This window comes from Nonomuraea basaltis (assembly GCF_005893125.1).
Classification (GTDB): Bacteria; Actinomycetota; Actinomycetes; order Streptosporangiales; family Streptosporangiaceae; genus Nonomuraea; species Nonomuraea basaltis.
This window is the reverse complement of sequence record NZ_VCJS01000169.1, coordinates 21240-27361: the sequence shown is the minus strand read 5'-3', so window position 1 is coordinate 27361 and position 6122 is coordinate 21240. Positions and strand designations below refer to the sequence as shown.

The 6122-nt window shown below is 71.7% G+C and carries 6 protein-coding genes and 1 pseudogene; 6 read left to right on the top strand and 1 reads right to left on the bottom strand.

Translation table 11 applies throughout. The annotated features are described in order from the left end of the window. Positions 1-113: 113 nt before the first annotated feature. Positions 114-197 (top strand): annotated as a pseudogene (locus EJK15_RS77260) (hypothetical protein); the annotation flags it as partial. Positions 198-297: 100 nt separating this feature from the next. Then, entirely contained in the window at positions 298-453 is a 156-nt protein-coding gene (locus tag EJK15_RS75365) for a DUF3553 domain-containing protein (RefSeq protein ID WP_240777706.1), read from the top strand. 64 nt (positions 454-517) lie between these two features. Here EJK15_RS75365 and EJK15_RS49215 read toward each other — a convergent pair whose 3' ends face one another. Further along, a complete protein-coding gene (locus EJK15_RS49215) occupies positions 518-1471 on the bottom strand; it encodes a helix-turn-helix domain-containing protein (protein ID WP_138717374.1) in 954 nt (317 codons plus the stop codon). A 154-nt stretch (positions 1472-1625) separates the two neighbouring features. Here EJK15_RS49215 and EJK15_RS49210 point away from each other — a divergent pair, with 154 nt between their 5' ends. Genes EJK15_RS49210 through EJK15_RS49195 form a run of 4 tightly spaced genes read left to right on the top strand, consistent with a single transcriptional unit; the run spans position 1626 to position 6122 of the window. Next, the gene (locus EJK15_RS49210; RefSeq protein WP_171074972.1) at positions 1626-2501 is read left to right on the top strand and encodes a branched-chain amino acid ABC transporter permease; all 876 of its coding nucleotides are present in this window, start codon (positions 1626-1628) and stop codon (positions 2499-2501) included. Continuing rightward, positions 2462-3670, top strand: coding sequence for an ABC transporter substrate-binding protein (locus EJK15_RS49205; RefSeq protein ID WP_138717372.1), 1209 nt, complete (start codon positions 2462-2464; stop codon positions 3668-3670). The genes EJK15_RS49210 and EJK15_RS49205 overlap by 40 nt, the downstream gene beginning before the upstream one ends. Further along, positions 3667-5439 (top strand): branched-chain amino acid ABC transporter ATP-binding protein/permease, encoded by a 1773-nt coding sequence (locus tag EJK15_RS49200; RefSeq protein WP_138717371.1) that lies wholly within the window; start codon positions 3667-3669, stop codon positions 5437-5439. Before EJK15_RS49205 ends, EJK15_RS49200 begins: the two co-directional genes overlap by 4 nt. After that, entirely contained in the window at positions 5439-6122 is a 684-nt protein-coding gene (locus EJK15_RS49195) for an ATP-binding cassette domain-containing protein (RefSeq protein ID WP_138717370.1), read from the top strand. Before EJK15_RS49200 ends, EJK15_RS49195 begins: the two co-directional genes overlap by 1 nt.

Sequence of the window (6122 nt, the reverse complement as noted above, 5' to 3'; positions counted from 1 at the left end):
GGCTCGTCAACCTGCTGGAACGGGCGGGCGCGCTCTCCGTGACCGACACCGGCGACCTGCGGTACGCCTCTGGCAGGCTGACGCCGGAGCAGGCCGCCGCGCGGGCGGCCGAGATGGACGAGGCGCGGCACCGCGTCGACGACTCGCGGATCGACATGATGCGCGGCTACGCGGAGACCGGGAACTGCCGCCGCCGGTTCCTGCTCGCCTACTTCGGCGAGCCGTACGCCGGGACGTGCGGCGCGTGCGACACCTGTGAGAACGGCGAGGCGCCCGAGCCCGCACCCGCGTCCGGTCATGGGGTTCCCTGTGCGGGCGAAGGTGACGCACAAGATGTGGGGGCCGGGGACGGTCATGAGCCGCGAGCCGGACCGGATCACCGTGCTGTTCGACTCGGTCGGCTACAAGACCCTGTCGCTGGCCGCGGTGGAGGACGTCCTCCGCCCAGCGTAGATCCGGGATCAGTCCACCGCACCGATGCGACCCGGTACCGGCACCGGGTTCGCCGCGGACCGGGTCACACGCGGGCGCCGGTCCGGCTGATCGCCTCCCGCCGGAACTCGCGCGGCGAGATCCCGTACTCCGACCGGAACAGCTTGCTGAAATGGCTGGGGTCCTTGAGCCCCCAGCGTCCGGCGATGGCCTGGACGGGCACGTGGGCGAGCGCGGGGTCGCCCAGGTCCTGCCGGATGTGCTCCAGCCGCCGCCGGCGGACGTGCTCCCCGACGCTCTGCCCCTGCTGCTCGAACAGCTTGTGCAGGTAGCGAGGCGAGACGTGGTGGGCGGCGGCGATCGTGCCGGGGAGCAGTTCGTCGCCGAGATGGCGGTCGATGTGGTCCAGGATCCGCTCCAGCAGGGCGGCGCCGTCACCGGGCGGGTCCGGCCGGGACGACTCGCGCAGCACCGTCCTGAGCATGGCGGTGACGTGCTGGCCCAGCTCGCGTCCGGTCAGCGGGCCCAGCCCCGGCGCCTGATCGGCCATCTCCATCAGCATGGCCGTCAGGATCCGCGCGCTGGGCAGCCGGAGGATCTCGCGGTTGGCGGTGACGCCGCCGACGGTGCCGAAGAGCCGGTCCACCGCGGCCGCCGGGATTCTCATCAGGAAATAGCGGTAGGGACCGTCGAGCTCCAGCCGGAACGGCCGCCTGCCGGAGTAGAGCATGAAGTCGCCGGGCGACAGCGAGGCGCGGCGGCCGTCCTGTTCCAGCCAGCCGTTGCCGCATCGGAGCAGGCTGATCAGATGCTCCCCGTCCGGCACGGACGACGACGGAAGGGAGTGGACCCGGACCGGATCATCGCCGGTGATCTCGCACGCGCCCAGCATGCCGAAGCGGTACGGCCTCATCTCCGCCTGATAGGGGCGCCCCTGGTCCCGTACGAGCACCGCGTCGGAAGCGCGCACGCCAAGCTCTGCGGCGGTGTCGAGATAGCCGTAGACAAGGGTGCCGTCCTGTCTCCGCTCGATGGGCATGGCCACTCCTCTACCGGGCCGTTCGCGCGTGATTCAGTGTCGGGCCAAGCGCTGGAAGACCACAAGTGTGCGCCCTCGTACCAGTTCGCCCACCACATCGCGGCCATCATCTGAACATCCCATCCGGTCGACGCGGTGAAAGGCGGACCAGATCGTGGACGTTCTGCTCGCCATCTTGAGCCAGTTCGGGTTGTACGGCCTGCTCACCCTCGGTGTCGCGATCGTCTTCGCCGCGCTGCGGGTGGTCAACCTCGCCCAGGGAGACCTGGCGATGACCGGCGCATACGTGGCCGCCACCGCCACCACCGTGGCGTTCGGCTGGCGTGTGCTGCTGGCCTGCGTGCTGTGCGTTGTGCCGCTCATGATCATCGAGCGGACCCTGTTGCGGCGCCCGCTCGCGGACGGACTGGCCACGATGCTGGTCACCTGGGGTGTGGGAATGGCGCTGCGGCAGGTCGCCGAGCTGCTCTTCACCTCTACGTCCCGGACCGCCGCGGCTCCCGTGGAGAGCACGGTCGAGCTGCTGGGCACTCCTTATCCGGCGTACCGGCTGATATCCGGCCTGGTGGCCGTCGCGGTCATCGGAGCGGTCCTGTTCGCCGCCTACCGGACGGGCTGGGGGCTCACGCTGCGCGCCGTCGCGGACAACCCGACGATGGCGGCGCTGCTCGGCACCGATCCGCGCCGGATGCGGACCGCGGCCTTCGTCGCCGGCGGGATGCTGGCCGTGCTCGCGGGGGCTCTGTACAGCCCGCTCCTGGCGGTGAATCCGTCGATGGGCTTCGGCCTGCTCGTGCCCATGTTCTTCGCCCTGCTGTTCAGCCGCCCGGGCGCCCTCGGGGCGGCGGTCACGGCGGCGCTCCTGGTGGCCGCCCTGGCGGTCCTGCTGCGCACCTGGCTCACCGACACCCTCGCCGACGCGCTCTTCTACATCGTCATCATCGGGACTGCGGCGCTCCGGTCGCGTTCCCACGTACGGAGGTTGCTCTCATGGTCCCGTCGCATCCTTTCTCCCGCACGGTCGTCCTGACCACCGTCGCGGCGGCCCTGCTGACCTTGACGGCGTGCAGCGGCTCGGCCGTTTCCAGCGCCGCGGGCGACTCCGGGGCGCCGCTGAAGATCGGAGTGGTGGTCCCGCTCACCGGCCCGGTCGGCGAGACGGGCAAGGCGCTGCAGCGCGGTCTCGAGCTGGGCGTGCAGAAGGTCAACGACAGCGGCGGGGTGGGCGGCAAGAAGGTCGAGTACGTCGTCGTCGACGACGCCGGCGACCCGGCGACCTCCACCCAGCTCGCCCGCAAGCTCATCCAGCAGGATCGTGTGTCGATGCTGTTCGGCACCATCACCGGCGACACCGCCGATGCCGTGAGCAAGGTGGCCGAGGACGCCAAGGTGCCGTTCGGCACGGCCATCCTCGGCGACACCGAGCGCTGCTCCCCCTACTCGTGGGGGTTCGGCGAAAGCACCCGCCAGATCCTGCTCCCCAGCGTCCCGGAGCTGATCGGCAAATACGGCAAGCGCGTGGCCATCGCCGGGTCGGACTACAACTACCCGCACTTCTACGCCGGCATCGTCAAGGAGATCGCCAAGTCGGCCGGCGGCACGATCGTCGCCGAGGAGTACAGCCCGCTCGGCCAGACCGACTGGCAGTCGGTCATCACCCGGTTGAAGGACGCCCGGCCCGACGTGCTGCTCTCCATGGTGGTCGGCGCGGACGCGGTGGCCTTCAGCCAGCAGGCCAAGCAGTTCGGGCTGCTGACGTCCAAGCTGGGCTACGACGGCGCGCCCCTGGACACCGACTACTATCCGGCGCTCGCCGATCTGGTGAACGGGCGCACCCACGTCGTGCGCTGGACGGACCAGCTCGACAACGCCGAGAGCAAGAAGTTCGTCGCCGACTACCGGGCGAAGTACGCGTTCACGGCGCCCCTCCCGGAGGTCGCGGGCAACGCCTACTTCGGCATCCAGTTCTTCCTCGCCGCCGCGGGCAAGGCCGGCCGCAACGACCCGCAGGCGATCAATACCGAGATCGGCAAGATGAGCTTCGACTCCCCGCTGGGCAAGGGTACGCACTTCGAGCCGGCCAACCACCTGCTGCAGGCGGACATGCTGGAGACCACCATCGAGCCCGGCGGCGCCTACAAGGTGACGCGCAACCTCGGCCCGATCGCCGACGACGTGGCCAAGCAGGGTTGCTCATGAGCGAGCGAGCCCAGGGCAACGGCGGCGTCGTGAGCGAGCGGCCCGCGCCCGGCGGCACGGCGGTGTCCACGGGGACCCCCCGCACGGGACGGCCACGCGGGCCGGCCGTGGCGGCCGCCGCACTGGTGCTCCTCGCCCTGGCGGCGGTGCCTTTCGGGCTCAGCCCCTTCGCCGTCGCCACCCTGACCCTCGGCCTGTGTTACGGCCTGTTCACTTACGGCCTGGACCTGGCCTGGGGACGGGCCGGACTGCTCAGCGTCGGCCACGCGGCCTTTTTCGGCTGCGGCGCCTACGCGGTGGCGCTGAGCGAAGCGCACGGCGTTCCCCTGGCGCTCACGCTGGCCGGGGCCCTGATCGCGGCCACCGCGATCGCGCTGATCGTGGTCCGGATCGGCCTGGCGTCCGGCATCCCCGACGCGCCGCTGATCCTGCTGACGCTCGGCGTCAGCCTGCTCCTGCAGAAGGCGGCGACCACGCTCACGCCGCTCACCAACGGGACCAACGGCCTGACGGTGTCCACCTCGGACGTGGTCACGACCTACTACCGGACGCTGATCGCCGTGGTCGTGGTGGTGGGGATGTGCACCTGGCTGATCGTCCGCAGCCGGTTCGGCGCGCGGCTGACGGCGGCGGCCCGCAACCCGGAACGCGCCGCGCAGTCGGGCATCGACACCGTCCGCGTCCGGTCGGCCGCCTTCGCCGCGAGCGCGGCCGTGTCGACGATCGCCGGAGCGCTCTACGCTCCCGTCGCCGGGCTGATTTCCCCGACCGTGTTCGGCCTGGGGTTGTCGACCAGCGTCCTGGTCTGGCTCGCCGTCGGCGGCCGGGAATCCACGCTGGGCGCCGTGTTCGGCGCGGTGGCGCTCACCACCGGCCAGCAGATCCTGGGCCCCACCTGGCAGGGCTGGTACATCCTGGGACTCGCCATCCTGTTCGTCCTGATCGTTCAGGTCGCGCCGGACGGCGTGGCGGGGCTGGCCCGCACCTGGCTGCCGGGCGGCTCGCCCACCGTGAAGCTGCCCCCGGCCGCCGCCAAGGGCGGAGAGCCCGGGACGCCGCCCGCATCCGGCCCCGACGCCGCCCTCAGCCTGCAGGGGATCGCCAAATCCTTCGGCCCCGTCCGGGTGCTCGACGGCGTGGACCTCACCGTGCCGCCGGGCCGGTGCGTCTGCCTGATCGGGCCCAACGGCGCGGGCAAGAGCACGCTGCTGGCCATCGTCGCCGGCCAGCTCACGGCCGACGCCGGCACGCTGCGCATCTTCGGCCAGGACGCCTCCGCCGTACCGGTGCACCGCCGGGTGCGCATGGGTGTCGGCCGCATGTTCCAGATCCCCAGCGTCGTCACCGAGCTGTCTCCCGCGGACAACATCCGGCTGGCCCGCATGGAGGCGCCGGTCCAGGCCGGCCTGCCGGAGGACTACCAGGACCTGGTCACCGACGACGCGACCGCGGCGGGCACCCTGCCGCTGGCCGACCGGCGGCGCCTGGAACTGGCCATGGTGCTCGCCGGAGCCCCGCGACTGGTCTTGCTGGACGAGCCGGCGGCGGGAATGGGACGCCAGGACGCCCGGCGGCTGACCAGGGAGCTGAAACAGGTCGCCGAACGGACCGGCTGCGCCATGCTCGTCGTCGAGCACGACATGGACATCGTCAGAGAGCTCGCCGACGACGTCGTGGTCCTGCACGGCGGCCGGATCATCGCACACGGGCCCATGGACGAGATCGTGGCCGACGCCGCCGTGCGCGAGGCCTACCTGGGGGCGAGCTGATGCTGACACTGACCGGCATGTCCGGCGGATACGGGCAGGCGAACGTCGTCCGCGGCGTGACCGCACAGGTCGCGGCGGGCGAGGTGGTCGCGCTGCTGGGACGCAACGGGACGGGCAAGACGACCCTTCTCCGCACGATATTCGGCCTGGCCGACAGGCAGGGCGGTGAGGTCGTCTTCGACGGCCACGCCGTGCCGCCGGGCCGTCCCGACCTGCTCGCCAGGTGGGGCGCTGCCCTCATGCCCGAGGACCGCGGCGTGTTCCCGTCGCTGACCGTCGCGGAGAACCTCCGGCTGGCCACACGGAAGGGATTCGTCCCCGCCGTCGACCCGCGTGACCTCTTCCCCCTGCTGACCGAGCGGGCCGGCCAGCCGGCGGGGACCCTGTCCGGCGGGCAGAAACAGCAGCTCGGCGTGGCCCGCGCGATCCTCGCCGGCCGGCGCATGGTCGTGATCGACGAGCTGACCCAGGGCCTGCAGCCCTCGCTCCTGACCGAGGTGCTGGCCGGGCTGGCCGCCGTCGCCGCGGCCGGCGTGGCCGTGATCGTCGTCGACCAGCACGCCGGGATGATGCTCGGCTGGTGCCATCGAGTCGTCGTCATGGAGGCGGGCTGCGTCGTGCTCGACGCCCCGGCCGGCCCCGAAACCCGCCGGCAGCTCGACGAGCTGCTCATGGTTCGCTGA

What these genes read in the sequence shown, in the direction of transcription:
- EJK15_RS75365 (WP_240777706.1), top strand. Translation starts at nt 298, where the DNA reads ATGGGGTTCCCTGTGCGGGCGAAGGTGACGCACAAGATGTGGGGGCCG.
- EJK15_RS49215 (WP_138717374.1), bottom strand. Translation starts at nt 1,471, where the DNA reads ATGCCCATCGAGCGGAGACAGGACGGCACCCTTGTCTACGGCTATCTC.
- EJK15_RS49205 (WP_138717372.1), top strand. Translation starts at nt 2,462, where the DNA reads ATGGTCCCGTCGCATCCTTTCTCCCGCACGGTCGTCCTGACCACCGTC.
- EJK15_RS49200 (WP_138717371.1), top strand. Translation starts at nt 3,667, where the DNA reads ATGAGCGAGCGAGCCCAGGGCAACGGCGGCGTCGTGAGCGAGCGGCCC.
- EJK15_RS49195 (WP_138717370.1), top strand. Translation starts at nt 5,439, where the DNA reads ATGCTGACACTGACCGGCATGTCCGGCGGATACGGGCAGGCGAACGTC.